Genomic DNA, 25,991 nt, shown 5'->3' with positions numbered 1-25,991 from the left:
CAAGGGAAGCCTAGCGATCGCGCGAGGTAATGTCGAAAAAGCGTGCGAGCAGATCCTGCTCCGCCGACGACAAATAGGGATTCCAGACGTCGAGGATCAGCACGACGCGCGGCTCGGCGCTGCGATTCCACGCCTCATGCTCGATCGTGTCGTCGAAGGCGAACGCCTCGCCGACACGCCATTCGCGCGTCTCGCCGCCCACGCGAAAGCTACAATCGGACGGAACCACCAGCGGCAAATGGACGATCGCGCGCGTATTGGTGACGCCAGTGTGCGGCGGAATATGCGCGCCCGGTTTCAGGATTGAGAAAAAGGCCGACGGCGCCTTGCCCGGAACGCGGTTCTGCGGGATCGCGTCGAGCGCGGCCGCCGTTTCGGGGCAAAGTGCGCAGACACTCTCATTCTTCTCGCCATATTCCCATAGGAAGCAGGCGCTCCAGTTCAGCGAATTGTCGAGCGTCGACCATTTATTCTCGGGCGTGCCGGGCTCCTGCCGAACATAGGGCCGGATCGCGTCATTGCCGTTTGCGAGCAGCGCCAGCGCCTCGCCGCGAATGGCGTCGGTGCGCGCCTCGATTTCGGCGAACCATGGAAAATGCGACCGGTCGAAAAATTCGTCGGCGGGCAGGAACGGATAGAAAAGACCCGCGCATTCGTTCTGATAGATGCGGCGGCGGCCGAGGCTGTTGTCGACACAGGCGGTGAAGCGGCGCCCCGCCGCGCCCATGGCGGCCAGCTCGGCACCCAGTTCGCGGTCGACGGCGTCGGCGATCGCGCCATTGTGGCGTTCGAGGAAGGCGCGTCCATGCTGCAGCGCCTCTTCGACGCGCGGCGGCCGCTCGGTCATCGCGCTCGCCATCTGCACGATATTGCTCCACCGCTGTGCCGCCTCGGCTTCCTCGCCCAGCCGCTCGTGCAGTTCGGCGATGCGGAGCAGCGCGATGAAATGCCGGCGATCGATATCGAGCGCGCTTTGCAGCGCCCGCCGCTCACCCTCGTCATCGCCGGCCGCACGGCACGCGGTCGCAAGGTTCAGCCACAGCGCCGGCTCTTTCGGATCGGCGGCGGCGGCGGCGGCGAAACTCGCCTGCGCCTGTCCGGAATCGCCGTCGGCGAGCGCGCGCATTCCGCGTGCGTTGTGCAGCCGCGGATCCGTGGAATATTGCGCCAGGGCGTCGTCGAGAATCTGACGTTCGGCTGCCGCATCGCCGCGTTGCCGCGCCTGTATGGCGGTCGCCAGCACCTGTTCGATCGCTTGGATATCGATGGTCATAGGACCGGCTAATCCACTAGCCGCGCGGGCGCAAGCGAAGGCGACTGTTGAAGCAGGGGCGATATCGTTGCAGACGGAACCCAAGGCATTGGGTGCCGGCGAAAGGGACAAATGAAGATGACGCCGGAATGGCTTGCCCACCGTTATGACGAAGGGAATGACGCCGTCCATTTTGTGAGCGCGCCGCGCGCGCTGCGCCGTTCGGTGCCGTTCCTGACCGACGAATATCTGGAAGCGACCGACGCCCCGACGATATGGAAGCGCGGCGATGCGCTGGCGGCAGCGCGCGGCGCGTCGCAAACGCATTTCATCTTTCATTCGGCCTATTGCTGTTCGACCCTGCTCGCACAGGCTTTTGACATTCCCGGTGCCGCCCATTCGCTAAGCGAGCCGCAGATATTGAACGACATGGTCGGCTGGCGACATCGCGGCGGCAACCCGGCAGAGATCGGCATGGTCACCGACAGCGCGCTCCAACTGCTTGCGCGTCCGTTCGTCGAGGGCGAAGCGACCGTCATCAAGCCATCGAATGTCGTCAACGGCCTTGCCACGGCACTCCTGTCGATCCGCCCCGAGGCAAAGGCCGTGCTGCTCCACGCGCCGCTGCGGCTCTTTCTCGGATCGATCGCCCGAAAGGGCATGTGGGGGCGGCTGTGGGTTCGCGAACTACTCTCGCGCCAACTCGCCGAGGGCATGGTCGACCTGGGTTTCGAACCGCGCGACTATCTGTTGCACACCGATCTTCAGGCTGCAGCCGTCGGCTGGCTGGCGCAGCATCGCCTGTTCAGCGACATGGCGCGGAAATGGCCCGACCGGATCCGGACACTCGACAGCGAGACGCTGGTCGCTCGGCCCGGCGAAGCATTTGCGGCGCTGGCCAGCCTGTTCGGGATTGCGCTGACCGAGGCGCAAATTGCGTCGACCGTCGCCGACGTCTTCGCGCGCGATTCAAAGAGCGGAAAGGCCTTTGCGAGCGGCCAGCGCGCCGCGGACCAGACCGCCGCCGAGGCGCTTCATGCCGACGAGATCGAGAAGGTCAGCAGTTGGGCCGAGGCCGTCGCGGCATCGGCGGGCATCGACATGGCATTGCCCGCGCCGTTGCTCGGCTAATCCTCCACCACAGCCTTCGATAAAATAGTCGGCACAAAAAAATGGGGCGGTCCGAAGACCGCCCCATCCTTTTTCGTCCGATCGGTGCGGATCAGAACTTGAAGTGCACCGAAGCAGCGTAGCGGCGACCGATCGTGTCGTACGTCGACGGATAGGTGTTGCCGCCGTTGAACGAGGTCGAACCGGCACTCGAACCGACGATCGGGGGCTGCTTGTCGAACAGGTTGAACGCCGACAGGGTCAGGTCAACATTGTCCGAGAAAGCGAAGCGCGCCGTCAGGTCGAAATAATCGTACGACTTGATGCGGTTGAAGTTGACCTGGCGACCAACCAGTTCGCCACGGCCCGTGATGGTGCCGCTGAACAGGTTGCGCGAGGCGTCGGTGAAGCCGCGATCGAGATAATCGCTGGCCTGACCTTCATACTTCATGCCGTCGATATGGCGCCACAGGAGCGAGATATCGATCTTGTCGAACGAGAGGGTCGTACGCTGGGTCCACGACAATTCGGGCTGCAGCGAACCGACGGTCAGACCGTTCGAGATACCGCAGTTCGTGCTGTAGTAGCCCGTGCACTCGCGTGCGAACGAACCCGGCGACGCCTGGAACTTCGAGCTCATGGTATAGTTACCAGCGAAGTTCAGCTGCAGTTCGGCAAAGCCAAGGTCGGTGCGGTAGTTGACCGTAAGGTCGATACCGTCGGTCCAGAGGCGGCCGTTGTTGGTGAGCGGCGTCGGCAGACCCGGGATCGGGTTCGCCGCCGTCGAGGTACCGCTGAGGCGACCGTTGATCGCGTTACGACGGATACCCGTACAGGCCGGATCGGTAGCCGAAGCAGCCGTGATGTTGCCGAAGCATGCCCCGATAACGTCACCCGGCGTTGCGGCCGTGATCGCGTCCTTCACCTTGATGTTGTAGTAATCCAAGGTGACGGTGAGACCGCTGATCAGATCCTGCGGGCGAAGCACGACACCGAACGAGTAGGAGTCCGACTTTTCCGGACGCAGGGTCGGGTTGCCGCCGCCCGTTGCGTTTGCCTGTCCCGCGCTGGGGTTCTGGATCGAACCGATCGAGGCCAGCGGCGCACCCTGGGCAATGCAGACCGCTGCCAGGTTGGCATTGGTGGTCGGAGCCGCGCCGGCGCAAGGATCGACCAGCAGGTTGGTCAGGCCCGTTGCCACCGGTGCGAAGAGTTCGCCGATGTTCGGGGCGCGAACCGCGCGCTGGAAGTTACCGCGGAACTTGATCGCATCAGCCGGCGACCAGTTCAAACCGAACTTGTAAGTGGTCGCGTTGAACTTCGGATCGCCCGCTGCGTCGATCTTGTACTTCGAATAACGGATACCCGCTTCGAAGGTCAGTTCGTCGAAGAAGGGCTTATCCGAAACGAGCGGAACGATAAGTTCGCCGAACGCTTCCTTGACGTCGAAGCCGCCGTCGAGCGGAAGGATCGCGCCGCCGGCACCGCCGAGTTCACCCGGGATCGAGGCCAGGTTATCGGGCGCGCGCTGTGCGGTGTAGTTGCGATATTCGCCGCCAACTGCGAACGAAACCGGTTCCGATGCCCATGGCACGGTCGCGCCGCCGAAGTCGCCCGACAGAACGCCATGGACCTGCGCCAGCGAGGTGCGGTTGACGATCGTGCTGGTGATGCCGCCGATGAACGCGCCCATTTCCGGCGTGATGCTGCCCTGCGGACCGAACAGGTTGAGCGGAACGCAGCCGTTCGACGTGTTCTGGCAGGTCGTGGTGTTGGTCGCGTTCAGCGCCTGCTGGACGCGCGAGTTCGCCACATAGCCCGTGCGGGTTTCGGCGTTTTCGCTTTCACCGTACGAACCATAGACGTCGAGCTTCAGCGAGTCGTTGAACGAATATTTCAGGCCAGCCGAATAGTCGAAGAAGGTCGTGACATATTCGCTGATGCGCGGCCCGAGTTCCACCGAGCGGCGATACACCGTCTGCAGCGGAATGGCGGGATTGTTGTCGCACGTCGGACCCAGGGCGATGCCGGCGAAGCCGCAAAGCTGGTTACGGATCGTCGAGTTCAGATAGGGGTTCTGGCCCGGAACGGTCAGACCGGCGGTGCCGAAGATACCCGAAGCTGCGATGATCGAGCTGACGCGGTTCTTCGAGAAGAGGCCGCGGGCATAAACTTCCAGCTTGTCCGAAACTTCGTAACGCGCCTTACCGTAGAAGCTGAAACGCTCGAACGGCGTCGTGTAGACGTTGAACGGGTTGAAGTTGAACGCGTTGTAGAAGGGCACGAGGCTCGAGCCATCGGGCGCAATCTGGAAATCGTCGGTCGCAGTCGAAATACCGGTCGGCGACGAGGTGAACGAGTCACCCGAAGCCACGCCGGTTGCCGACGAGAGGGTGAATTCACCGAAGGGACGCGCACCGAAATAGAGCGGGTCGGCTTCCTGATAGCTGAGCGCCAGCACGGCGTTACCGCGACCATCGTCGAAGTTCGCGCCAAGGACGAGGTCGGCGCGGAACACGTTGGTGTCGCCACGTTCGCTGATCTGTTCGCTGATGACGGCGTCAAGGCCGGCGAAATCTTGCTTCGTGACGAAGTTCACAACACCCGAGACAGCGTCCGCACCATAGCTGGTCGAAGCGCCGCCGGTCAGGACGTCGACGCGTTCGATCAGCGCGACGGGGATGTTGTTAAGGTCGACGATGCCCGAGAAGCTCGACGGCGCGAGGCGCTGCGAGTCAAGAAGGACGATGTTACGGTTCGCGCCAAGGCCGCGAAGGTCGACGCGTGCGCTGCCGACGGTGCCGTTGTTGACGTTGCCGCCAAGGTTCGGCGTCACGCCCGGCAGTTCGCGGAGGAGCTGTTCGGCGTTGTTGGTCTGGCGAAGCGCGACTTCGTCCGCGCCGATCACGGCGACGGGCGACGAGCTTTCGAGATTCGGGTTACGAATCAGCGTGCCGGTGACGACGATTTCGCCGGTGGTGGCGGTGTCTTCCGCCGGCGCGTTCTGCGCGAAGGCAGGAGCCGAAACCAGCGCCACGCTCATAACGAGCGGCGCGGCGCCGAGCTTCAGCTTTGAATATTGAGTTTTCTTCACAGTGCAGTCCCTTGCTACTGATGGATGAACTACCTGGACCCCCGACGCGACGACAAAAGTCGCCACGTAAATGCCCCGATAGCGTGCGGGATGACTGTTCGTTCATCGTGAGTAAAGGGAATTCCCGCCGCTTTCCGTCGTTTCAAAGGCCATTGTGACGTATTTGCAACAAGCGAGGCAGACGGCGAAACACAATGCGCGAAAAGGGCCGCTTTCGCGACATTTTGTTTCATCGGTTACGAATTCGGCGGCAACCTTGCCAGTATCAAGTGCCGATGGGACCCGCGAGTTTTCCGGGATCGAGGCGGGTATCGCGCCACTTCAACCCCCAGTGCATATGTGGCCCCGTCGCGCGCCCCGTCCGCCCGACCGTACCGAGTTGCTGCCCCTGAACAACCCGGTCGCCGACTTTCACGTCGAGCCGCTGGCAATGGAGGAAAGCGCTCGACAACCCCATGCCATGGTCGACGATCAGCAAATTGCCCTCAAGGGTGAATGGGGCGGTGGCAGCGAGCACGACAACCCCGTCGGCGGGTGCGACGAACGGTGTTCCGGCCGGGACCGCAACGTCGGTGCCGCTGTGATAGGTGCCGGGCTTGCCCTGATAAATACGTTGCGCGCCGAAGAAGCCCGACAGGCGGCCGGTGACTGGCCAGCGGAACGTCTGACGCCAGCCGTCGGATACGACCTCCATGTTGCGCGCCGCGGCGATCTGGGCGAGCTCGGCCGGCCGGCGCCGTTCGAAATCGGCGTCGCTCGCCGCGCTGCCCCGATAAGGCGCGTTGATATGCTCCAACCGCCAGCTTCCGGGCGCAACCACGATGGGGCGTTCGACCGTGCGCCCGTCGCCCAGCGTCGCAACGAGCCGCGCGCTGGTCGGAGCGTCGCGGTCGAAAGCGATCAGGAAGCCGCCATCGGCCGCGACGGGAATTGCCTTGCCGTCGAGCGTGAGCGCGCGCGTGTCGCTCGGCACCTTTCCGACCATCACTGCGCCCTGTTCGGCAAGACCGGCCAATGCGAAATCTGCACGAACCGGCGCGCGGGACGGCGCGGGCGGAGAGGATGGCGGCGTTACGGGCTGGGCCGCGGGGCGCGGCGCGGGCCGGGCGTCCGTTTCGGCGGCCGGAACGCATCCGGCAGCAACGACCATCAGCGTCAGCGCCGCCCCATGCCGTCGCCAGTCCCTCACAAAGCTCATGCCTTGCGCGCGGCGTCCAGTTCGGCCTGCACCGAAATCTCGGCAGTGGCATAAGGCTCCTGCCGCGCGACCGACCAATAGCGCAGCTCGTCGAGCCCGATCGGCGCGCCACTCACCGCGCACAACACATGGTCGCCGGGCGCGAGGACGCGAAAACCGTTCGGTCCGTACTGCAGACGGGCAAGGCGGTTGCGGCTGGCGATCAACATGATTCTCTATCCATTCGGCGTTACGTCTTTCCCGCGACTATAACAGCATCGCGCCGCGCAGCCACCCCCGGAAGCTCAGAAGAGCTCGCCCTGCCCCCGTTTGGGCTCCGCCGGCGAAGGCTTGCGCACCGGCTTGGGCGTGGGCGTGGGCGGCGGCGCGCCATCGCCCGCACCGACAGCGACCGGCACCTCGCCGTCAGCGAATTGGAGCTGCAAATGCCCGGCGCCGCGCGCCTTGGCCGCGGTGGTCACGATCGCACCGCCCGCATCGCGCACCATCGCATAGCCGCGCGACAGCAACGCGCGGGGGTCAAGGCTGTCGAGCAGCCGCCCCAGCCCTTCGAGCAGCGCCCGGTCACGATCCCAACGCCGCGCCAGCAGCGCGGGCCGCATCGCGGCACCGCGCGTCGCGAGCCGTTCCGAAATCACCGTCAGCCGGTGGCGCTGGCTGCGGTCGAGCCGGTCGCCCGCATCGTCGAGCCGCTGGCGCTGCGGCGCATAAAGCGCGTCGCGCTTCGGCAAATGCCGCGCCAGCGCCGTGAGCCGCTCGCCCGCCAGCGCCTGATGCCGGTTCGCCGCGCCGATAATCCGCCCGTTCCAGGTCGCGAGCTGCGAGATGAGTTCGGCGCGCACCGGGACCGCCATCTCGGCCGCCGCGGTCGGGGTCGGCGCGCGGACGTCGGCGGCATAGTCGGCGAGCGTCACGTCGGTCTCGTGCCCCACCGCGCTGATCGTCGGAATGCGGCAATCGGCGATCGCGCGCACGACGACCTCTTCATTGAACGCCCACAGATCCTCGATCGACCCGCCGCCGCGCGCAACGATGACGAGGTCGGGGCGCGGCACTCGCCCGCCCGGGTCAATCGCATCGAAGCCGCGGATCGCATTTGCGACCTGGGCCGCCGCGCCGTCGCCCTGCACCAACACCGGCCAGACGATGACATGCGTGGGGCAACGGTCGGCGAGCCGGTGAAGGATATCGCGGATCACCGCCCCGGTCGGTGAGGTCACGACCCCGATCGTTCGCGGCAGATAGGGCAGCCGATCATATTTTCGCTCGCGGTCGAACAGCCCCTCGGCGCCAAGCCGCGCCTTCAATTTCTCGAAGAGCAGCATCAGCGCGCCTTCGCCCGCAACCTCGAGCGTATCGACGACAAGCTGATATTTGGAGCGGCCCGGATAGGTCGTGAGCTTGCCTGTGGCGATCACCTCGATCCCGTCCTCGGGCCGAAAGGCGAGGCGACCCGCCTGCCCCTTCCACATCACCATGTCGATCAGCGCATTATCGTCTTTCAGCGCCGCGTAGAAATGCCCCGATGCCGCACGCTTGGTCCCCGACAACTCACCCCGCACGCGCACGCGCGCAAAGCCATCCTCGACCGTCCGCTTGATCGCCGCCGATAATTGGCTGACCGACAGGGCTGGTGCATTGTCCCCCGGCGAAGCCTCGGCTAACAGCCGCGCTTCGGTGCCATCGTCGGACGCCGTATCGGGAAAAGGGACTGACATGAATATCCTGCTGGTCGGATCGGGGGGCCGCGAACATGCGCTCAGCTGGCAGTTGGCACAATCGCCAAGCTGCGCCAAGCTCTATGCCGCTCCGGGCAACCCGGGGATCGAGGCGCACGCCGAATGTGTCGCGATCGCCGCCGATGACATCGATGGCCTGATCGCCTTCGTAAAGGCGCACGCGATCGATTTCGTCGTCGTCGGACCCGAAGCCCCGCTGGTCGCCGGCCTTGCCGACCGCCTCCGCGAAATCGGCATTCCCGCCTTCGGCCCGTCGGCCGCCGCCGCGCGGCTCGAAGGTTCGAAGGGCTTTACCAAGGATCTCTGCGCGCGCGCATCGATCCCGACCGCCGCCTATGTCCGCTGCACGTCGGCAGAGGAAGCGCTTGCGGTTCTCGAAGGCTTTTCGATCCCCGTCGTGATCAAGGCCGACGGCCTCGCCGCAGGCAAGGGCGTGATTATCGCCGAAACGCGCGAAGAGGCAGAGGCCGCGATCGACGACATGTTCGATGGCGCCTTCGGCAGCGCGGGCGCCGAAGTGGTGATCGAGGAATTCATGACCGGCGAGGAAGCGAGCTTCTTTGCGCTTTCCGACGGCACTGATGTGATCGCCTTCGGCAGCGCGCAGGACCACAAGCGCGTTGGCGACGGCGATGTCGGCCCGAACACCGGCGGCATGGGCGCCTATAGCCCCGCCCCCGTGCTCACCGCCGATCTCGAAGCCGCGGTGATGGACCGTATCATCCGCCCGACGGTGGCGACGCTCGCCGCGGAGGGCACGCCATATGTGGGCGTGCTGTTCGCGGGACTGATGCTCACCGACGAGGGGCCGAAGCTGATCGAATATAATTGCCGCTTCGGCGATCCCGAATGCCAGGTGCTGATGATGCGCTTCAGGGGCGATTTTGCCGCGCTCCTATACGCCGCCGCGAGCGAAACCATCGCCGCGGCCGAGGCGCCGGCCTTTTCGCACGACTATGCGCTCACCGTCGTGATGGCCGCAAAGGGCTATCCGGGCACACCTGAAAAGGGCGGCGCAATCCACCGCATCGCCGATGCCGAGGCGGGAGGCGTGCGCGTTTTCCACGCCGGCACCGCACGCGAGGATCGTGTGATCGTCGCCGCCGGCGGCCGCGTGCTCAACGTCACCGCGACGGGCAAGAGCGTGACCGAAGCACAGGCACGCGCCTATGCCGCGGTCGACAAGCTCGATTTCCCGAGCGGTTTCTGCCGCCGCGACATCGGGTGGCGCGAAGTCGCGCGAGAGGCGGAGTAAAAATTCCGCCGCAAGGAAATTAATGGTGGCCCGTTCGTTAAGGTAGACCCGACAAACAAGCCCGCATAGGCTGGCCGAAAATCACAAGCGGAGAAGATCATGACCTGGCTTCAGGAAAACTGGATTATCGCGGTTGTCGGACTCGTCGTGGCCGTCGTGCTGCTCTGGTGGCTGTTCGGTCGCTCGAAGCCCGCGGACATCGCAGAGCCGACCGTCGAACCGGCGAAACCCGCCAAGCCGCTCGAACCGGCAAAGCCCGAAATCATTGCGGCTGAACCGGCACGCTTCAAACCGCTGGAACCAAAAGCCCCGGTCGCCGCGCCCGTCACGCCCGCAGCACCGCCGCCCGAACCGGCCGCCAAGGCGCCGCCGCCCGCACCCACCCCCGCCCCGGAACCGGCACCCGTGGTCGAAGCGGCTGCCAAGACCCCGGCCCCCAAACCCGCGGCGCCGAAGCCCGCGTCAAAGCCCAAAGCCGCCGCAAAGCCTGCCGCGAAAAAGACCGTGGCCAAGGAACCGGTGGCGAAAGCCGCGACAAAGCCCGCCACAAAGGCTGCACCGAAGGCGGCAGCCAAACCCGCGGCGAAAAAGGCCCCCGCCAAGCCGGCACCGGTCGAAAAGGTGGCCATCCCCGCGGAACCGACCGTTCCTCCGCCGCCCGCGGCAAAGCCCGCCGCCAAACCGGCAGCGGCGAAGGCCGACAATCTGCAATTGCTGAAAGGCGTGGGGCCCAAGCTTGCCGTCCTGTTGGGAGGCCTTGGCGTAACCAGCTTCCAACAGATCGCCGATTGGACCGACGCCGACATCGCGCGGATCGACCCGCAGCTCGGTACCTTCCAGGGCCGTATCGCACGCGACAATATCGTCGATCAGGCGGGCTATCTCGCCCGCGGCGACAAGGCCGGTTTCGAAGCGAAATATGGAGCACTCGGCGGGGAGCTCTGAGGGAACTCCAAAGCGACCGGTTGCTGCCCCGCTTCTGACCTCGTCACCCCGGACTTGATCCGGGGTCCCGCTATCTTGTGAAGCGGGCGGGTAAATTCGAAAAGCGGGATCCCGGGTCAAGCCCGGGATGACGGAAGTGGGCGGCTGAACGGCAGCCCCACCCAAAAAGAACGCCGTTCGAATAATGCTTTCCTACATTATCGCGCCATGCTCCACACTGGCGGATGGAACATAGCACCGCCCCCACCCGCCTCCTCGCCGACACCTGCCTCGCCTTCACCGCTGTCGAACAGCAGCGTCTCCGCGCCGACGGGTGGACGCCCGAAACACAGGCGAATTTCATCCGCGCGCTCGAAGCGATGGGTTCGGTCGGCAAGGCGGCACGCGCCGTCGGAATGGGCCGCGCGTCCGCGTACCGGCTGCGCGAACGGGCCGGGGCGTCGAGCTTTGCCGCGGCGTGGGACCGCGCGATTTCGGCGGGGCGCATTCACCAATATAGCGTCGCGATGGACCGCGCGCTCAACGGGGTGACAATCGTCCGCGTCCTGAAGGGCGGCGCCATCGATGTCAGCGGCGGCCCCGACATGGCGGTCGTCCATGCCGCGCTGCGCGACGACGCCATGCCACCGCACCGGCTTAACGCGGCAAAGGAGACAGAATGACGGCGAACGTCCGTATCTTTTGTCGCCTCAAGACCGGAAACGGCCGGGCGTCACTCGCCCTCGTCGTCTTTCGGCTTCGACAGCTCGGTGACGAGCAGCTTGTCGATCTTGCGCCCGTCCATGTCGACAATCTCGAAACGCCAACCCTTGTCGGTGAAACGTTCGCCTTCCTTGGGCAGATGCTTCAGGATCGCGAGCGCATGGCCGGCCGCGGTGGCATAGTCACGGTCGTCGCCGAGTTCGATCCCCAGCCGTTCGGCCATCTGGTCGGCGGGCATCGAGCCCGCGATCAGCAGGCTGCCGTCTTCGCGCTCGACAACGAACGGCTCGCTGCCGATATCCTGATCCGACGCGAATTCGCCGGCGATTGCTGCGAGCAGGTCGGCAGGAGTCACCAGCCCTTCGAAATGGCCATATTCGTCGTGAACGAACAGCATCGGCACATCGGCGGCGCGCAGCGCTTCGAGTGCGTCCATCGCGTCGATCTGGTCGTGGATGACCTTTGCCGGGCGCATCAATTGCTCCAGGTCGAGTACCTCGCCCTGAAACAGCGCCGCGGCGATATCGCGCGCCTGCACAACCCCGACGATGTCGTCGACCGAACCGCGCGCGACCGGCAAACGGCTGTGCGGCGTTTCAAGCAATTTGTCGCGCACACCGCGCGTGTCGAGCGAGACATCGACCCAGTCGACATCCTTACGCGGCGTCATCACCTCGCGCACCGGCCGGTCGGCCAGACGCACGACGCCCGAGATGATCGCGCGTTCGCTTTCCTCGATCACCCCCGACTTCGACGCTTCGGCGACGATCAGGTGCAATTCCTCGGCGGTGACCCGGTCCTCCGATTCGCGGTTGAGGCCGAGCAGGCGAAAGACGAGCGCGGAACTATTGTCGAGCAGCCAGACAAGCGGCGCGGCGATGCGCGACAGCCAATACATCATCGGCGCGACGATAATCGCGATCCGCTCGGGCGCGCGCAGCGCGAATTGTTTCGGCACAAGCTCGCCCGCGATCAACGAGGCATAGGTGGTGAGCGCGATGACCGTCGCAAAGCCCGCTGCCTCGGCGGTTTCGGGATCGAGACCAAGCCAGGCCGAAAGCCGGTCAGCGACCGGCTGGCCCAGGCTCGCGCCCGAATAAGCGCCAGTCAGCACGCCGATCAGCGTGATGCCGACCTGCACAGTCGACAGGAAGCGCCCGGGGTCGGAGGCGAGCAGGCGCGCAATCTTGGCGCCACGGCTCCCGCGCTTCTCGGCCGCCTGCAGCCGCGGGTCGCGCGACGAGACAATGGCGAGTTCGGACATGGCGAAAACGCCGTTGAGCAGGATGAGGATCAGGATGATCACAACATCCGACCAGGGAAAAGGGGTCATTGGGCGGTCGTACGGCGCATCGGCGCCCGGCCCCTGTCAGTGTCGGTCATGTCCACCCTATAAGCGAAAGGCGCGGCATTGCACAATGGCACTCACCTGAATGCTCTGCTCAGTCGGCGTTCAGGCGATTTTTGGAACCAGATCGCCGGCCATATGTTATCGGCAAGGAAGGGCGGCGTGCGAGGATCAGACGCATCCGCCGGATAAAGGGAGCGAAAAAGATGAACAGCAAGACGATCAAGCTCACCATTTTGACCAGCATCGGCGCCATCGCGCTGACGGGCTGCGTTACCGACCCGGTGACCGGCGAACGCAAGATTTCGAAGGCCGCGATCGGCGGCGTCGGCGGCGCCCTCGGCGGTTATCTGCTCGGCGACCTCATCGGCGGGCGTAACAGCCGCACCGAGGAAATCGTCGGCGCGGGCATCGGCGCGGTCGCGGGCGCGGGCGTCGGCTATTATATGGATCAGCAGGAAAAGAAGCTTCGCGAACGCACCGCAGGCACCGGCATCGACGTCGAGCGACAGGGCGATCAGCTTGTGCTCAACATGCCCGGCGACGTGACCTTCGACCTCAACAGCGCGATGGTGAAATCGCAGTTCCGCAGCGCGCTCGACAATGTCGCCTCGACGCTCGCCGAATATCCGAGCACCTATATCGACGTGTACGGCCACACCGATTCGACGGGCAGCGACACCTATAACCAGGGCCTGTCCGAACGCCGCGCCGCGTCGGTCGCCGACTATCTCGCCGGCCGCGGCATCCAGCGCGCGCGCATGGCGACGCTCGGCTATGGCGAATCGCAGCTCAAATGCTCGCCCGAACGCAGCGAGGCCGACTATCAGTGCAACCGCCGCGTCGAAATCCGTATCGCGCCGGTCACGCAGGCCGACGTCAACGCGGCGCGCTAAGAGGTTCCATTCCCATGGAAAAGAGAGGGCGTCGCCGAAAGGCGGCGCCCCTTTTTATCCCAGGCTCGGGAAGCTCGCCTTCAGCCCGTCGATAACGAACTGCGCCGCGAGCGCCGCGAGCAGCACGCCCAGCAGCCGCGTGATAACGGCCTCGCCTTTGTTTCCGATCAGCCGCATCAACGGTCCAGCCGAAAGCAGCGCAGCGAGCGTCAACAGCAGCACGAGCAGCAGCGCGCCAAAGATCACAAAGGCGCGGTCGAGCCCATTGTTCTGCGACACGAGCAGCATCACCGATGCGATCGACCCCGGCCCCGCAAGCATCGGCATCGCCATCGGGAACACCGACACATCTTCGATCTCGGGGGTCGCCATCACCTTTTCGGCGCGCTGTTCGCGCCGTTCGGTGCGTTTTTCAAACACCATATCGATCGCGATGATGAACAGCATGATCCCGCCCGCAATGCGGAAACTGTCGAGGTCGATGTGGAGGAAGCTTAGCAAAGCCTCGCCGAACATCGCAAAGAAAACGAGGATCAGCCCCGCGATCACCGTCGCTCGGATCGCCATCGAGCGGCGCTGCGCGGCACTCGCTCCCGTCGTCAGGCTCGCATAGATCGGTGCGCAGCCTGGCGGATCGATGACCACGAACAGCGTGACAAAGGCGGAAATGAAAAGATCGATCATGGCTGCTTCGGCGCCGCGACCTGATCGTCGATGACGGTCGTCATCTCCTTGCCGTCCCACAGGCGGATCGTCACCCGGCGCGACTTGTCGGCGCGGACGGTGGACGTCCAGCTCAGCGTCTGGTCGGGCGACAGGCCGACCGCCATATCGTCACCCTCGCCGCCCGCCGTAATCGGCACCGCAGGACGCGAGCCGCACACCGCCTGCTTCGACGCAATGAAATCGGGAGCTTCGCGCGGCGTCGCCAGCGCATCGCCATGGTCGAGGGTCCAGGTGAGCTTGCCCTTCTTGGGATCGCGCAGCCAGACCGTCGTAAAATATCCGTTCGCCGGCCCCTTCTGCCAGGCACCAGTGGTGACCCCTACATTGCCGTCGCAACTGGTATAGACCGCATGCGGCTGCCACTTCACCGCCTCGGCGGGGTCTTTTTGCGATTTCAGCCAGTCGCGCGCCTTGACGCGCTGCGGCACGAACATCACCGCTTCGGGCGCCGCGGTTTCGCGAAACGCCGTCCATTGGCCCTTTTCCTGAGCAAGCCGCGAAAAACCGATCTCGGCAGCGATGAAGGCGCTGGGGTTCGCTGCGAGCGGATCGCGCTGGCGTGCCGCCGCAGCGCCGCCTGCGATCACCGCAAGGGAAATAGCCGCGACGGCCAGACGGCGCATCAAAAACCCTCCGGATCGGCGAGCCCGGCGCGGCGGTGCGCGGCCACGAGCGTGTTGCGGAGCAGGCAGGCGATCGTCATCGGGCCGACGCCGCCGGGCACGGGCGTGATCGCCTCGGCAACCTCGGCCGCCTCGCCATAGTCGACGTCACCGACCAGCCGCCCCTTCGCCGCGCCCTCGGCCGGCGGCAGGCGGTTGATGCCGACGTCGATCACGATCGCGCCGGGCTTGATCCAATCGCCCTTCACCATTTCGGGCCGTCCGACCGCAGCGACGACGATATCGGCACGGCGTACCAGATCGGGCAGATCCTTCGTCCGGCTGTGCGCCATGGTGACGGTGGCATTCGCGCCGAGCAGCAGCGCCGCCATCGGCTTACCGACCAGGATCGAGCGTCCGAGGACGATCGCGTCCTTGCCCGACAGATCGCCAAGCCGGTCCTGCAATAGCAACAGGCAGCCATAGGGCGTGCAAGGCACCATGCCCGCGATGCCCAGCGCAAGGCGCCCGGCACTGACAGGGGTCAGCCCATCGACATCCTTGTCGGGATCGATCGTCGCAACCGCCGCCTGCTCGTCGAGGTGGCCGGGGAGCGGTAATTGCAGCAGGATGCCGTCAACCGCCTCGTCGGCGTTAAGCCGCGCCAGCAACGCCTCTACCTCGGCCTGCGTCGCCGTTGCGGGCAGATGATGCTCAAAGCTTTCCATCCCTGCCGCGACTGTCGCCTTGCCTTTCGACCCGACATAGACCGCGCTCGCCGGATCATCGCCGACGAGCACGACCGCAAGACCGGGCGCGCGGCCGGCCGCAGCCTTGAAAGCCGGAACGGCATCGGCAATCCGCGCCCGCAGGCCGGCGGCGAAAGCCTTGCCGTCGATGACCTGCGCGGCGGTCATCACGCCATTCCGTTGGCGTAGGCAAGCCGTGCGAGATAGCTCAGTACCGGCCCGTCGATGATGATGATCAGAATCAGTACCAGCATCGGGGTCAGGTCGAGCCCGCCGAAATCGGGCATGATGCGGCGAAACGGGCGGTAGAGTGGCTCGGTAATCCGGTCGAGAACGGTCCAGAGTTGGCCGACGAACTGGTTGTGCGTGTTGATGACGTTGAACGCGATCAGCCACGACATCACCGCCTGCGCGATGATGAACCACCACAGGACCGTCAGGATGATATGCACGATCTGGAGGAGCATGAGAAGCAAGGCGATTTCTCCGAAAAAGGGTATTGCCGCGTCTCTTAGCGGTGAATGAGCGTCCCCGCACCCCTCGCGGTGAAAATTTCAAGCAGCATCGCGTGCGGGATACGCCCGTCGAGGATGACCGCCGCCTCGACCCCGGCATCGACCGCGGCGACGCAGGTTTCGACCTTGGGGATCATGCCGCCGGTGATCGTCCCGTCGCGCTTCAGTTCATCGATCGCCGGGCGGTCGAGATCGGTGAGCAATGCCCCCGATTTGTCGAGCACCCCGGCAACGTCGGTGAGCAGGAAGAAGCGCTTGGCGCCTAGCGCACCCGCAATCGCGCCCGCCATCGTGTCGGCGTTGATGTTATAGGTAGCGCCATCGGCGCCCAGGGCCACGGGGGCGACGATCGGGATAAAATTGTCGTTGGTCAGATTGACGAGGATCGTCGGGTCGACCGCGACGGGTTCGCCAACGAAGCCCAAGTCGACGTGGCGCTCGATCCCCGAATTGGGGTCGGGCTCGGTACGACTGACCTTCTCGGCGAGGACGAGATTGGCGTCCTTGCCCGAAATGCCGACCGCGCGGCCACCAAGCGCCGCGATCCAGCTTACGATCTCCTTGTTGATCTTGCCCGCCAATACCATTTCGGCGACCTCGGCGGTCGCGGCATCGGTGACGCGCAGCCCTCCGACAAAGGTCGATTCGATGCCAAGCTGCTTCAGCATGGCGCCGATCTGCGGCCCGCCGCCATGGACCACGACGGGGTTGATCCCGACCGCCTTCAACAGCACGACATCTTCGGCGAAATCGCGCTGCGCCTCTGGGTCACCCATCGCGTGACCGCCATATTTGATCACGAAGGTCTCGCCAGCGTAGCGCTGCAGATAGGGTAGCGCCTCGACAAGCGTTTCGGCCTTGGCAAGCAGATCGGGCATTTTCGAAGGATCGGTCATCGACATCATCCGGCGTTCTTCGCATCCAGGTGGCGGCCGAGCGCGACCACCGCCATCACCAGCAGCGGCACCATCACCGCCGACAAAACGACCTTGGCGATCATCTGGCCAAGCATCAGGTCGCCGATCGGGCGGACCCCATAGAAGCTGACGGTGATGAAGATCAACGTATCGATGATCTGGCTGAGCGCCGCGGCGACAAAACCGCGCACCGGCAGCAGCCGGCCGTTGTTCGCGGTCATCCGCGAAAAAAGCCAGACGTTAAGGCTGACGGACACGCCATATGCCAGGATTCCCGCCGCCATCATGCGCCACCCCTGTCCCACGATGATCGGGAAAGCTTCCTTGGCGGGCTCATACATCCCCTCGTCGGTCGGCAGTTGCAGCACGAATATGGTCAGGATGATCGCCAGGATAAGCGGAATGAATCCCAGCCGCACAAGCTTGTCGGCAACGACGCGCCCGTGAAGTTCGGCGATGCCGCTAGAGATCGCAATCAGTGTCAGGAAAGGGAAAATACCAGCCTCGACCGCTAGCGGACCAAGCGCGACCTGTTTCGCACCCAGGAAACCGCCAAGCGGAACCATGCCGCCGTAGAGGATTGCGAACAGCAGCAACGAAGGCGCGATCACGCGCGAAGGGCTATTTTCCATCGAGGCCGCTTAATCGCTTTTGCGGCGGGTGGAAAGGTACCGCATCGGCACAGACTTGCTCCACCGCCAAAGCCCGCTAGACACGGGTATCAATTTGCGGGGGACGCACAGAAATTATGGAACGCCTGATCGGTCTGCTCGGCATTGTCGCATTGCTCGCGATTGCCGTGCTTTTTTCGTCTAACCGTCGCTGGATTCGCCCGCGTATCGTCATCCCCGCCTTTCTGTTGCAGGCGGGCTTTGCAGTGCTCGTCATCGGTACGCCGTGGGGGCGCGCGGTGATCCAGGCGATGTCGAACGGTGTGTCAAACCTTCTGAGCTATGCGGACGAGGGCACGAAGTTCCTGTTCGGCGAAGTGTTGACGCAGGCCCCCTATGGCAAGGCCGTTTTCGCAATCGGCGCGCTGCCCGTGATCATCTTCTTCGCGTCGCTGATTTCGGTCCTCTATTATCTCGGGGTCATGCAGTTGATCATCAAATGGGTCGGCGGCGCGATCCAGAAGGTTACTGGAATTACAAAGGTCGAAAGCCTCGGCGCGGCGGCGAACATCTTCGTCGGCCAGTCCGAATCGCCGCTTGTCATCCGACCCTATCTCGCGGGCCTGACCCCGCCGCAGCTCTTTACCGTAATGACTGTCGGCATGGCGGGTGTCGCGGGAACGATCCTCGGCGCCTATGCGGGGATGATCGGCCCGCACCTCCTTCCCTATCTTCTCGCCGCCAGCTTCATGTCGGCGCCCGGCGGCATCCTTATGGCCAAGATCATGATGCCCGACGATCCGAAGGATATCGGCATCGAACCGATCGTGATGCCGGAGGCAAGCCACGACGAGGAAAAGCCTGCAAACATCATCATGGCCGCGGCGCAGGGCGCGCAGACCGGGGTCAAGCTGGCGGTCGCGGTCGGTGCGATGGTGATGGCGTTCGTCGCGCTCGTCGCGCTCGCCAACGGCATCCTCGCAGGGATCGGCGGCTGGTTCGGGTTCGAGGGCCTGTCGTTCCAGGCGATCATCGGCACGATCTTCCGTCCGGTCATGTGGCTGATGGGCGTGCCTTGGGAAGAAAGCGCGACGGTCGGCGGGCTGTTCGGCAGCAAGGTGGTGCTCAACGAATTCGTCGCCTTCATCGATCTTGGCCGGGCACAGGGCGACATGTCGGCGGCAGCGGTCGCGATCGCGACCTTCGCACTCTGTGGTTTCGCCAATTTCAGCTCGATCGCGATCCAGATGGCGGTGACCGGTGGGCTTGCCCCGAACCAACGCCCGATGATCGCGAAGCTCGGCCTGAAGGCGCTTCTCGCGGGCAGCCTCTCGAACCTGATGTCGGCGGCGCTCGCCGGCCTGATGCTCGGCGTCGCACCGCCGCTCGCCGCACCGCCGCCGGCCGCTCCAGCCGTCGCAGCGCCCGCACCCGCACCCGCAACCGCACCGACGGCGGAACCCGCCAAGGCGCCCTGATTGATGATCTTGTCCGGCCTAAGCTCAACGGGCGATTGGGAGAATTTGCAAGCCGCCTGCGAATGACGTAAACTTCGGGATATAACAAATCCCGGGTCGCGTTCGCAAAATGGGAGGCTGTCATGAAAACCGCATATCGTTTGTCGATCCTAGCTGCGGCCGCAGCGTCGATAGGGGCGGGTTTCCTCGCCACTTCATATGCCCAGACCGTCGAGACCGAACGCTACCGCCCTGATCGCCCGCCAGAAGCGACGATCTATCGCGACGCCGGTTATCGCGGACCCGCGGTGTTCGTCGGCGAGGAAAAGCCGAACCTCGGCCTTGCCTGGCCGGTCAATTCGATCCGCGTCCCGAACGGCCGCTGGGAGCTGTGCGAAAAGACGCGTTATCGCGGCAATTGCCGCACCGTCGATCGCGACACACCGATGCTGAATAATGTTCTGCGCGGCCTCACCATCCAGTCGATCCGCCCGGTCGGCGGCGGTGGCGGCGGTGGCTGGAACCCGGCCCCACCCGCCAACGATCAGGTCGCGCGCGGCAATTTCGCCGAATTCCACACCCAACCCGCGGAACGGAACTATCGCGTCCTCGCCTGCACCCGCGGTTCGGCAACGGCCGCCTGCGCAGCGCAGTCCGCAGACACCTGGTGTCGTTCGATCGGTTGGAACGGGTCGGCGCGCGAGCATATGGAAACGATCAGCGGGCGGGTCTACCTCGCCGACGTGTTGTGCGTGCGTTCGGGCTATTGAGGGGGAGAGATGATATGAAAAAGACGACAATTCTTGTCGCGATCGGCACCGCGACCCTCGCGTTGGCCGCCTGTTCGTCGGTGCCGCGCAATACCGGCACGAGCTATGATTGCAGCGGCGGCACAAAGCTAAAGGTCGATTATGTCGGCAGCACCGCGATAGTCCGCGTCAACGGCATGCGCTCGCTGGTGCTGAAGCAGACGCCGTCGACCGGCGGCTCGGTCTACGAGAACAAGAGCGGCGCGCGGCTTCAGCGCAACGGCAATGAGGTGACGTGGAACACCGCGCTGCGCTCGGCGCCCGAAAGCTGCCGTGTCGTCTATAAGCCGATGTAGGCTGGAGTCGAAAGCCCGCTACAACGTCATTTGGGCCAGCGCTGTGCGGACTTCGGCGACGAATAGGTCTGGTTGTTCCCAGGCGGCGAAATGTCCGCCTTTCTCGGGTTCGTTCCAATAGACGATATTCCGGTAGCGCCGCTCGGCCCAGCGCCGTGACAGGCGCATGATCTCGTTCGGGAACAGACTGCATCCGGTCGGCACCGAAATCTCTCCGGCGGAGAAATTGCGGAAGCTGTGCCAATAGAGCCGCGCGGACGAAGCGGCGCTCGCCGTTAGCCAATAGAGGCTAACGGTGTCGAGCATCGCATCGCGCGACAGTATCTTTTCGGGATGGCCGCCGATCGACTGACCGCCTGGCTGATGCCCGCAATCGGTCCAGCCGTGAAATTTCTCAACGATCCACGCCATTTGCCCGACCGGTGAATCGGTAAGCGCATAGCCGATCGTTTGTGGCCGCGTTGCCTGCTGCGTCGAATAACCGCTGTCCTTCGCCTGATACCAGCCGAAGCGTGCGAGATAGAGCTTTTCGCTGTCGGTGAGGTCGGTCATCAAGTCGGGCGGCGGTGCGCCGACCACCATGTTGACGTGGATGCCCGCGCAATGATCGGCATGGTTCATTCCGATCGCGCAGGTGACCGCGCTGCCCCAGTCGCCGCCCTGCGCAAAATAGCGGTCATAGTCGAGCGCTCGCATCAGCGCGTCCCACGCCGCACCGATATGCTCCACGCTCCATTTTGCCTCGGTTGGCTTGCCCGAAAAGCCGTAACCCGGAAGTGACGGGATCACGAGGTGATAATCGGCCGCCAGCGGTTCGATCACGTCGAGGAATTCGAGCACCGACCCCGGCCAACCGTGCGTCAGGACAAGCGGGCGCGCATCGGGATTGGCCGACCGGACATGCAGGAAATGAATGTCGAGCCCGTCGATCGTCGCGAGATAATTGGGGAGCGCGCCTAGCCGCGCTTCGGCCACGCGCCAGTCGTATTTATCACGCCAATAGGCCGCAAGTTCCTGTGCATAGGCAAGCGGGATGCCCTGATCCCAGTCATCCACCGTTTCGCGCTCGGGCCAGCGCGTTCGCGCCAGCCGATCCTTCAGATCGTCAATCGCCGCTTGCGGCACCTCGACGGCGAAAGCCCGGATATTGTCGACCTGCATCTGCCCACCCCTCTCAAGCCGATAATATCAGGGCCGCGCTGGCGCCTTGCAGCCGCGCTCGAGCCCGACACCCTTCAGGAAGCCGCGCCGCACCGTTCCGGCGTAAACCGCCAACGCATAACGCCGCCGTTCGGCATTGGCGCCAGTAACTTCGCCAATCAGGCCCCGAAAAGGAATAATTCCTCCTGCCACCGTTCCGGCGACGCGGCCGGCGGTTTCCTCGCGCTTCTTCGCGCGATCCTTGTCGACCTGTTCATTGACGTCGGGACCCAGCACTTCGTTGAGTTCGTTCAGTTCGTTGATGATCGCCGCACATTTTCCGAGCCCCGCGAGCGAATAGGGCGCACCCTGAATTGCGAGGAGCTTGGGCGGAACCTCCTTGCCGTCGAATGGCTCGGCAACCGTATTGGCGGTATCCTTGATCGTCGATTCTTCGGGCGCGCCCTGTTGTGCCTGGACGGGCATCGCTCCGGCAAGAAGCGAGGCGGCAAGTGCGAATAAGGTCTTGTTACGCATGATCATATCATCCCCTGCATTCCATATACCCAACGCACAGGACACCTTTCGGCTCCATCCGCCACCCTTATAGCGGATGAGGCAAGGCGGTCTGCCCCTTCAGCCGCTGCGCTCGGCTCACCGGGTCGGAACAGGCTCCGGTCCAGTCCAGTCGTAGAAACCACGGCCGGCCTTCTTTCCGACCCACCCGGCATCGACATATTGAACAAGCAACGGCGCGGGACGGAATTTCGGATCGCCGGTGCCGCTGTAGAGCACACGGATGATTTCCAGGCAGGTGTCGAGCCCGATGAAATCGGCGAGCGTGATCGGGCCCATCGGGTGGTTGAGGCCGAGGCGGCAACCCGTATCGATGTCCTGCATCGTCGCAACGCCTTCGCCCAAAGCGAACACCGCTTCGTTGATCATCGGCATCAGCACGCGATTGACGATAAAGCCTGGCGCGTCGTTGGCATGGACGATTTCCTTGCCTAACCCGCGGCCAAAGGCCTCGACCTTCGTCAGCGTGTCGTCGCTCGTCGCAAGGCCGCGGATCAATTCGATCAGGCCCATCACCGGGACGGGGTTAAAGAAATGGACGCCGATGAAGCGCGCGGGATCGGGCGTCGCCTGTGCAAGGCGCGTGATCGGGATCGAGCTGGTGTTGCTGGCGAGGATCGCGGTCGGCGACAGATGCTGGCCGACGCTCGCGAAGATCGCGCGCTTGATCTCCTCGCGCTCGGTCGCCGCCTCGATAACCAGGTCGGCGGGGGCGAAGGCGCTGTGATCACCGACCGGGGTGATGCGGCCAAGCAGCGCGTCGGCGTCGGCCTGCGTTATCTTTTCCTTGGCGACGAGCCGGTCGAGCGCTTTGGCGATGCCCGCCTTGCCCGCTTCGGCGCGGGCGAGGTCGATATCCGAGAGAAGTACGTCATGCCCTGCGCCCGCCGACACCTGCGCGATACCTGCGCCCATCTGTCCCGCACCGATAACGCCGACGATCATATGCTGCCCTTTCGCTGAAAACCTGCCCGTGCCCCTACGGCTTGGGGTTTGTGCGTCAAGAGCGCGCGTCAGGGGGCGGAGCGGAACTCCGTCGCTTCGGCGAGGATCAGGGCGAAGGCGGGATCGGCATCGTCCCATGTCGCGAGCGGGGTCCAGCCCGATGCACGCAGGAGAAGATTGGCGTCGCGCGGGCCGTATTTGTGGCTGTTCTCGCTATGGATCGTCTCGCCTTTCGCCATCGCATAAAGGCGGCCGTCGATCGTGAATTCCATGTCGCACGCCGCGACGAGATGCATCTCGATGCGGGCATGGATGTCATCCCATATCGCGCGATGGCTGAAATTCGCGACCGGGATATCGCCGCCAAGCTCGCGATTGATCCGTTCGAGCAGATTGAGGTTGAACGCCGCGGTCACGCCGGCGGGGTCATCATAGGCGAGTTCGAGAGTCGCCACATCCTTGATCCGGTCGATCCCAATCAGGAGGAGCGATTCTTCGCCGAGCGCACAGCGCCAGTTACGCAGCAGGTCGACCGCAGTGCGCGCGACCATGTTGCCGATCGTGCTGCCCGGAAAAAAGCCGAGCTTAGGCAGATCAGCGATTTCGTCGGGCATGGTCACGCGCTGGGTGAAATCGGCCTCTACCGGATAGATTGCGAGGCCTGGAAAACGTGCCGCAAGAGCCTCTGCGCTGTCGCGCAGGAAGTCACCCGAAATATCGACCGGCACATAGGCCGCGGGTTCGATCGCATCGAGAAGCAAGGGCGTCTTGGTCGAGCTGCCCGAACCGAGCTCGACGACCGCGCGGCCGGGACCGATGGCCCCGGCGATGTCGGCGGCGTGGCGAGTGAGCAGGTCGGTCTCGCTACGCGTCGGATAATATTCGGGGAGCGCGGTGATATCCTCGAACAATGCCGAGCCCGTCGCGTCGTAAAACCAGCGCGCCGGAATCGCTTTTTGCCTTTGCGCGAGGCCCGCGTGGACGTCAGCGCGGAAGGCGATGTCGACGCCGGCGTCATCGGCCGAAACCTGACGAAGGTTGCGCACAACGCCCATGTCAAAGATCCTTTGCGAGCCGCACGCCGGTGAACTGCCAGCGCTGGTGGGGGTAGAAGAAATTGCGGTAGGAGGGACGCAGATGGCCGCGCGGGGTCGCGCAACTGCCGCCGCGCAGCACGAACTGACCGCTCATGAACTTGCCATTATATTCGCCGACCGCGCCGGGCGCGGCGCGGAAGCCGGGATAGGGGCGATAAGCGCTGCCGGTCCATTCCCACACGCTGCCGAACATCTGTTGCAAGCCGGTGTCATCGGCCGACGCCGCTGGCTGAACCGGCCCCGCGACGTCGAGTTGCTGCCCGCCATGCGGATCGAAGAGGGCCGCCGCGGCTTCCCATTCCTGCTCGGTCGGGAGGCGCGCGCCGGCCCAACTCGCAAAGGCGTCGGCCTCGAAAAAGCTGATGTGCGTGACGGGCGCGACGGGGTCGATATCCTGCCAGCCCGACAGGGTGAAGTTTTGCCCATCCTGCCAATAGGCGGGCGCCTCGATATCGCCGGCCTGTACCCACGCCCAACCGTCGCTAAGCCAGAGCGACGGGGTGTGATAGCCGCCGTCGGCGATGAATTCCTGCCACTCCCCATTGCTCACCGGACGGTTGGCGAGCGCGTGCGGGGTCAGCAGCGCATCATGGCGAGGGCCTTCGCAGTCGAAGGCGAAACCGGCGCCGCCATGCCCGAGCGCGGCCACGCCATCGCCGCCCCTGATCCACTTCATCGCGGAAAACTGCGTAACTTCACTCGCGATTCGCGTTTCCCATACGGCGGGTCCGAGCGGGTTTTGCGCGAAGAGGTGCTTGAGATCGGTGAGCAGCAGTTCCTGATGCTGTTGCTCATGATGGATCCCGAGTTCGACGAGCGCCGATACGCTGGCCGGAAGATCAGGCAACGCGGTCTGGACGGCGGCATCGACATGCGCGCGCCAGATGCAGACCTCATCGAGCGACGGGCGCGTCAGCAGGCCGCGATGCGGGCGCGCGTGGCGCGGCCCCTCTGACTCATAATAGCTGTTGAAGAGGAAAGGATAGCGCTCGTCGAAGAGGCGGTAGCCCGGAACATGATCGCGCAGGACGAAGGTTTCGAAGAACCAGGTCGTATGCGCAAGATGCCATTTGGCAGGCGACGCGTCGGGCATCGACTGCGCGCTCGCGTCGGCGTCGGAGAGTGTCGCGGTCAGATCGAGCGACAGCCGCCGCGTCGCGGCGAAGCGCTGCGTCAGGCTATCCAGCATATCGGTCGTCGGCGAAGCATCGGTTCGGCTGGCCATGGTGAGACAATCCCCCAGGGTATGATTCGGTTTCGCTGGTTGCCCGATTATGGTTACGCCGCGATGGAAAGTCTAGAACATTAAGGGAACACCAAAGTATAGGGGGCGCCATATGATCCGGTCGCATCGTCCCTGCGGCGCCGATGTCGTGAACCGGATCAAGTCCGGGCCGTCGAACGGGATCAGCGCGTCGCGCCGGGTTTCCACAATATGTCGCCGCCCGCCGCGGCGTTGAGGTGCCGCGTAAGCACGAAGAGATGATCCGACAGGCGATTGAGATAATTGAGCGCGATCGGGTTGAGGTCGCGCGCCGTACCCGCGGCGACCGCGGCACGCTCGGCGCGGCGCGTCACCGCGCGGGCGAGGTGCAGCCGCGCCGCGGCTTCGGTGCCGCCGGGCAGAATGAAGCTTTTGAGCGCATCCAGCGCATCGTTCATACCGTCGATCTCGTCCTCGAGCCGCGCGATCTGGCTCGGCACGATGCGCAGCGCCATTTCGTGCGGGCCGAAACCGAACTGGATGTCGGGCGGAGTCGCAAGGTCGGCGCCGAGGTCGAACATTTCGTTCTGGATGCGCGCGAGCATCGCGGCTTCGTCGCTTGCCGGGTCGAGCGCCGCAACGGCAATGCCGATCGCGCTGTTCGCTTCATCGACGTCGCCAATCGCCGCCATCAGCGCGTCCGATTTGGCAACGCGCGAACCGTCGACAAGCCCGGTGGTGCCGTCGTCGCCGGTACGCGTGTAGATCTTGTTGAGCTTGACCATATTGCCTGCCTACCGGTGCCGCA

The 25,991-nt window shown here is 64.5% G+C and carries 26 protein-coding genes; 8 read left to right on the top strand and 18 right to left on the bottom strand.

Translation table 11 applies throughout. The features are described 5' to 3' along the window. Positions 1-10: 10 nt before the first annotated feature. Positions 11-1,273 carry an aspartyl/asparaginyl beta-hydroxylase domain-containing protein gene (locus KEC45_RS20145; protein WP_062185938.1) on the bottom strand — a complete coding sequence of 421 codons (1,263 nt, stop codon included), beginning with the start codon at positions 1,271-1,273 and terminating at the stop codon, positions 11-13. A 111-nt stretch (positions 1,274-1,384) separates the two neighbouring features. Between KEC45_RS20145 and KEC45_RS20140 the strand changes: the two genes are divergently transcribed. After that, positions 1,385-2,383: a hypothetical protein gene (locus KEC45_RS20140; RefSeq protein WP_062185940.1), complete on the top strand. Its 999-nt coding sequence runs from the start codon at positions 1,385-1,387 to the stop codon at positions 2,381-2,383. A 91-nt stretch (positions 2,384-2,474) separates the two neighbouring features. Here the strand turns inward: KEC45_RS20140 and KEC45_RS20135 are convergent, their stop codons facing one another. The 4 genes from KEC45_RS20135 to xseA all read right to left on the bottom strand — a co-directional run bounded on the left by KEC45_RS20135 (position 2,475) and on the right by xseA (position 8,372). Then, on the bottom strand, positions 2,475-5,405 hold the full coding sequence (locus tag KEC45_RS20135) for a TonB-dependent receptor (protein ID WP_062186998.1): 2,931 nt from the start codon (positions 5,403-5,405) through the stop codon (positions 2,475-2,477). Between the two features lie 316 nt (positions 5,406-5,721). Beyond that, entirely contained in the window at positions 5,722-6,654 is a 933-nt protein-coding gene (locus KEC45_RS20130; RefSeq protein ID WP_062185942.1) for a M23 family metallopeptidase, read from the bottom strand. After that, complete coding sequence (locus tag KEC45_RS20125) at positions 6,651-6,863, bottom strand: DUF2093 domain-containing protein (RefSeq protein WP_039576993.1); 213 nt, start codon at positions 6,861-6,863, stop codon at positions 6,651-6,653. The genes KEC45_RS20130 and KEC45_RS20125 overlap by 4 nt, the downstream gene beginning before the upstream one ends. 75 nt (positions 6,864-6,938) lie before the next feature. Further along, positions 6,939-8,372: an exodeoxyribonuclease VII large subunit gene (gene xseA / locus KEC45_RS20120; protein WP_062185944.1), complete on the bottom strand. Its 1,434-nt coding sequence runs from the start codon at positions 8,370-8,372 to the stop codon at positions 6,939-6,941. Between xseA and purD the strand changes: the two genes are divergently transcribed. From purD to KEC45_RS20105, 3 genes are all read left to right on the top strand, one after another. Beyond that, positions 8,371-9,648: a phosphoribosylamine--glycine ligase gene (gene purD / locus KEC45_RS20115; protein ID WP_062185946.1), complete on the top strand. Its 1,278-nt coding sequence runs from the start codon at positions 8,371-8,373 to the stop codon at positions 9,646-9,648. The two genes, xseA and purD, sit on opposite strands and share 2 nt — an antisense overlap. 99 nt (positions 9,649-9,747) lie before the next feature. Beyond that, positions 9,748-10,593, top strand: coding sequence for a hypothetical protein (locus KEC45_RS20110; protein WP_062185948.1), 846 nt, complete (start codon positions 9,748-9,750; stop codon positions 10,591-10,593). A 224-nt stretch (positions 10,594-10,817) separates the two neighbouring features. Then, complete coding sequence (locus KEC45_RS20105) at positions 10,818-11,255, top strand: hypothetical protein (RefSeq protein ID WP_062185950.1); 438 nt, start codon at positions 10,818-10,820, stop codon at positions 11,253-11,255. A gap of 50 nt (positions 11,256-11,305) precedes the next feature. Here the strand turns inward: KEC45_RS20105 and KEC45_RS20100 are convergent, their stop codons facing one another. Next, complete coding sequence (locus KEC45_RS20100) at positions 11,306-12,628, bottom strand: hemolysin family protein (RefSeq protein WP_062185951.1); 1,323 nt, start codon at positions 12,626-12,628, stop codon at positions 11,306-11,308. Between the two features lie 221 nt (positions 12,629-12,849). Between KEC45_RS20100 and KEC45_RS20095 the strand changes: the two genes are divergently transcribed. Next, positions 12,850-13,539, top strand: coding sequence for an OmpA family protein (locus tag KEC45_RS20095; protein ID WP_062185953.1), 690 nt, complete (start codon positions 12,850-12,852; stop codon positions 13,537-13,539). Positions 13,540-13,593: 54 nt separating this feature from the next. Here the strand turns inward: KEC45_RS20095 and KEC45_RS20090 are convergent, their stop codons facing one another. Genes KEC45_RS20090 through KEC45_RS20065 form a run of 6 tightly spaced genes read right to left on the bottom strand, consistent with a single transcriptional unit; the run spans position 13,594 to position 17,680 of the window. Beyond that, positions 13,594-14,223 carry a MarC family protein gene (locus KEC45_RS20090; protein WP_056367581.1) on the bottom strand — a complete coding sequence of 210 codons (630 nt, stop codon included), beginning with the start codon at positions 14,221-14,223 and terminating at the stop codon, positions 13,594-13,596. Further along, positions 14,220-14,888: a hypothetical protein gene (locus KEC45_RS20085; protein ID WP_252171261.1), complete on the bottom strand. Its 669-nt coding sequence runs from the start codon at positions 14,886-14,888 to the stop codon at positions 14,220-14,222. Before KEC45_RS20085 ends, KEC45_RS20090 begins: the two co-directional genes overlap by 4 nt. Then, positions 14,888-15,784, bottom strand: a complete 897-nt coding sequence (folD, locus tag KEC45_RS20080; protein WP_062185957.1) for a bifunctional methylenetetrahydrofolate dehydrogenase/methenyltetrahydrofolate cyclohydrolase FolD — start codon at positions 15,782-15,784, stop codon at positions 14,888-14,890. Before folD ends, KEC45_RS20085 begins: the two co-directional genes overlap by 1 nt. Beyond that, entirely contained in the window at positions 15,784-16,083 is a 300-nt protein-coding gene (locus KEC45_RS20075; RefSeq protein ID WP_062185958.1) for a YggT family protein, read from the bottom strand. The genes folD and KEC45_RS20075 overlap by 1 nt, the downstream gene beginning before the upstream one ends. Positions 16,084-16,127: 44 nt before the next feature. After that, positions 16,128-17,027: an acetylglutamate kinase gene (gene argB / locus KEC45_RS20070; RefSeq protein WP_062187000.1), complete on the bottom strand. Its 900-nt coding sequence runs from the start codon at positions 17,025-17,027 to the stop codon at positions 16,128-16,130. A gap of 5 nt (positions 17,028-17,032) precedes the next feature. Continuing rightward, positions 17,033-17,680: a queuosine precursor transporter gene (locus KEC45_RS20065; RefSeq protein WP_062185960.1), complete on the bottom strand. Its 648-nt coding sequence runs from the start codon at positions 17,678-17,680 to the stop codon at positions 17,033-17,035. A gap of 116 nt (positions 17,681-17,796) precedes the next feature. On the opposite strand from KEC45_RS20065, the gene KEC45_RS20060 reads away from it, so the two are divergent. The 3 genes from KEC45_RS20060 to KEC45_RS20050 all read left to right on the top strand — a co-directional run bounded on the left by KEC45_RS20060 (position 17,797) and on the right by KEC45_RS20050 (position 20,221). Then, entirely contained in the window at positions 17,797-19,137 is a 1,341-nt protein-coding gene (locus KEC45_RS20060) for a NupC/NupG family nucleoside CNT transporter (RefSeq protein ID WP_062185962.1), read from the top strand. Positions 19,138-19,259: 122 nt separating this feature from the next. Further along, positions 19,260-19,886 carry a beta/gamma crystallin-related protein gene (locus KEC45_RS20055; protein WP_062185964.1) on the top strand — a complete coding sequence of 209 codons (627 nt, stop codon included), beginning with the start codon at positions 19,260-19,262 and terminating at the stop codon, positions 19,884-19,886. Positions 19,887-19,900: 14 nt separating this feature from the next. Then, positions 19,901-20,221, top strand: a complete 321-nt coding sequence (locus KEC45_RS20050) for an MliC family protein (protein WP_062185966.1) — start codon at positions 19,901-19,903, stop codon at positions 20,219-20,221. Positions 20,222-20,239: 18 nt separating this feature from the next. Here KEC45_RS20050 and KEC45_RS20045 read toward each other — a convergent pair whose 3' ends face one another. From KEC45_RS20045 to KEC45_RS20020, 6 genes are all read right to left on the bottom strand, one after another. After that, positions 20,240-21,382 carry an epoxide hydrolase family protein gene (locus KEC45_RS20045; protein ID WP_062185968.1) on the bottom strand — a complete coding sequence of 381 codons (1,143 nt, stop codon included), beginning with the start codon at positions 21,380-21,382 and terminating at the stop codon, positions 20,240-20,242. Positions 21,383-21,409: 27 nt separating this feature from the next. Further along, a complete protein-coding gene (locus KEC45_RS20040) occupies positions 21,410-21,898 on the bottom strand; it encodes a hypothetical protein (protein WP_238586782.1) in 489 nt (162 codons plus the stop codon). A gap of 117 nt (positions 21,899-22,015) precedes the next feature. After that, positions 22,016-22,882, bottom strand: coding sequence for a 3-hydroxyacyl-CoA dehydrogenase NAD-binding domain-containing protein (locus tag KEC45_RS20035; RefSeq protein WP_062185972.1), 867 nt, complete (start codon positions 22,880-22,882; stop codon positions 22,016-22,018). 68 nt (positions 22,883-22,950) lie between these two features. After that, positions 22,951-23,937, bottom strand: a complete 987-nt coding sequence (gene egtD / locus KEC45_RS20030) for an L-histidine N(alpha)-methyltransferase (RefSeq protein WP_062185974.1) — start codon at positions 23,935-23,937, stop codon at positions 22,951-22,953. A gap of 1 nt (position 23,938) precedes the next feature. Beyond that, entirely contained in the window at positions 23,939-25,204 is a 1,266-nt protein-coding gene (gene egtB, locus KEC45_RS20025; protein WP_083436001.1) for an ergothioneine biosynthesis protein EgtB, read from the bottom strand. A gap of 182 nt (positions 25,205-25,386) precedes the next feature. After that, entirely contained in the window at positions 25,387-25,968 is a 582-nt protein-coding gene (locus tag KEC45_RS20020; protein WP_062185976.1) for a cob(I)yrinic acid a,c-diamide adenosyltransferase, read from the bottom strand. Positions 25,969-25,991: the final 23 nt, after the last annotated feature.

Origin of the sequence: Sphingopyxis sp. USTB-05, assembly GCF_023822045.1 — a bacterium.
Classification (GTDB): domain Bacteria; phylum Pseudomonadota; class Alphaproteobacteria; order Sphingomonadales; family Sphingomonadaceae; genus Sphingopyxis.
This window is presented reverse-complemented; position numbering and strand designations above follow the sequence as displayed.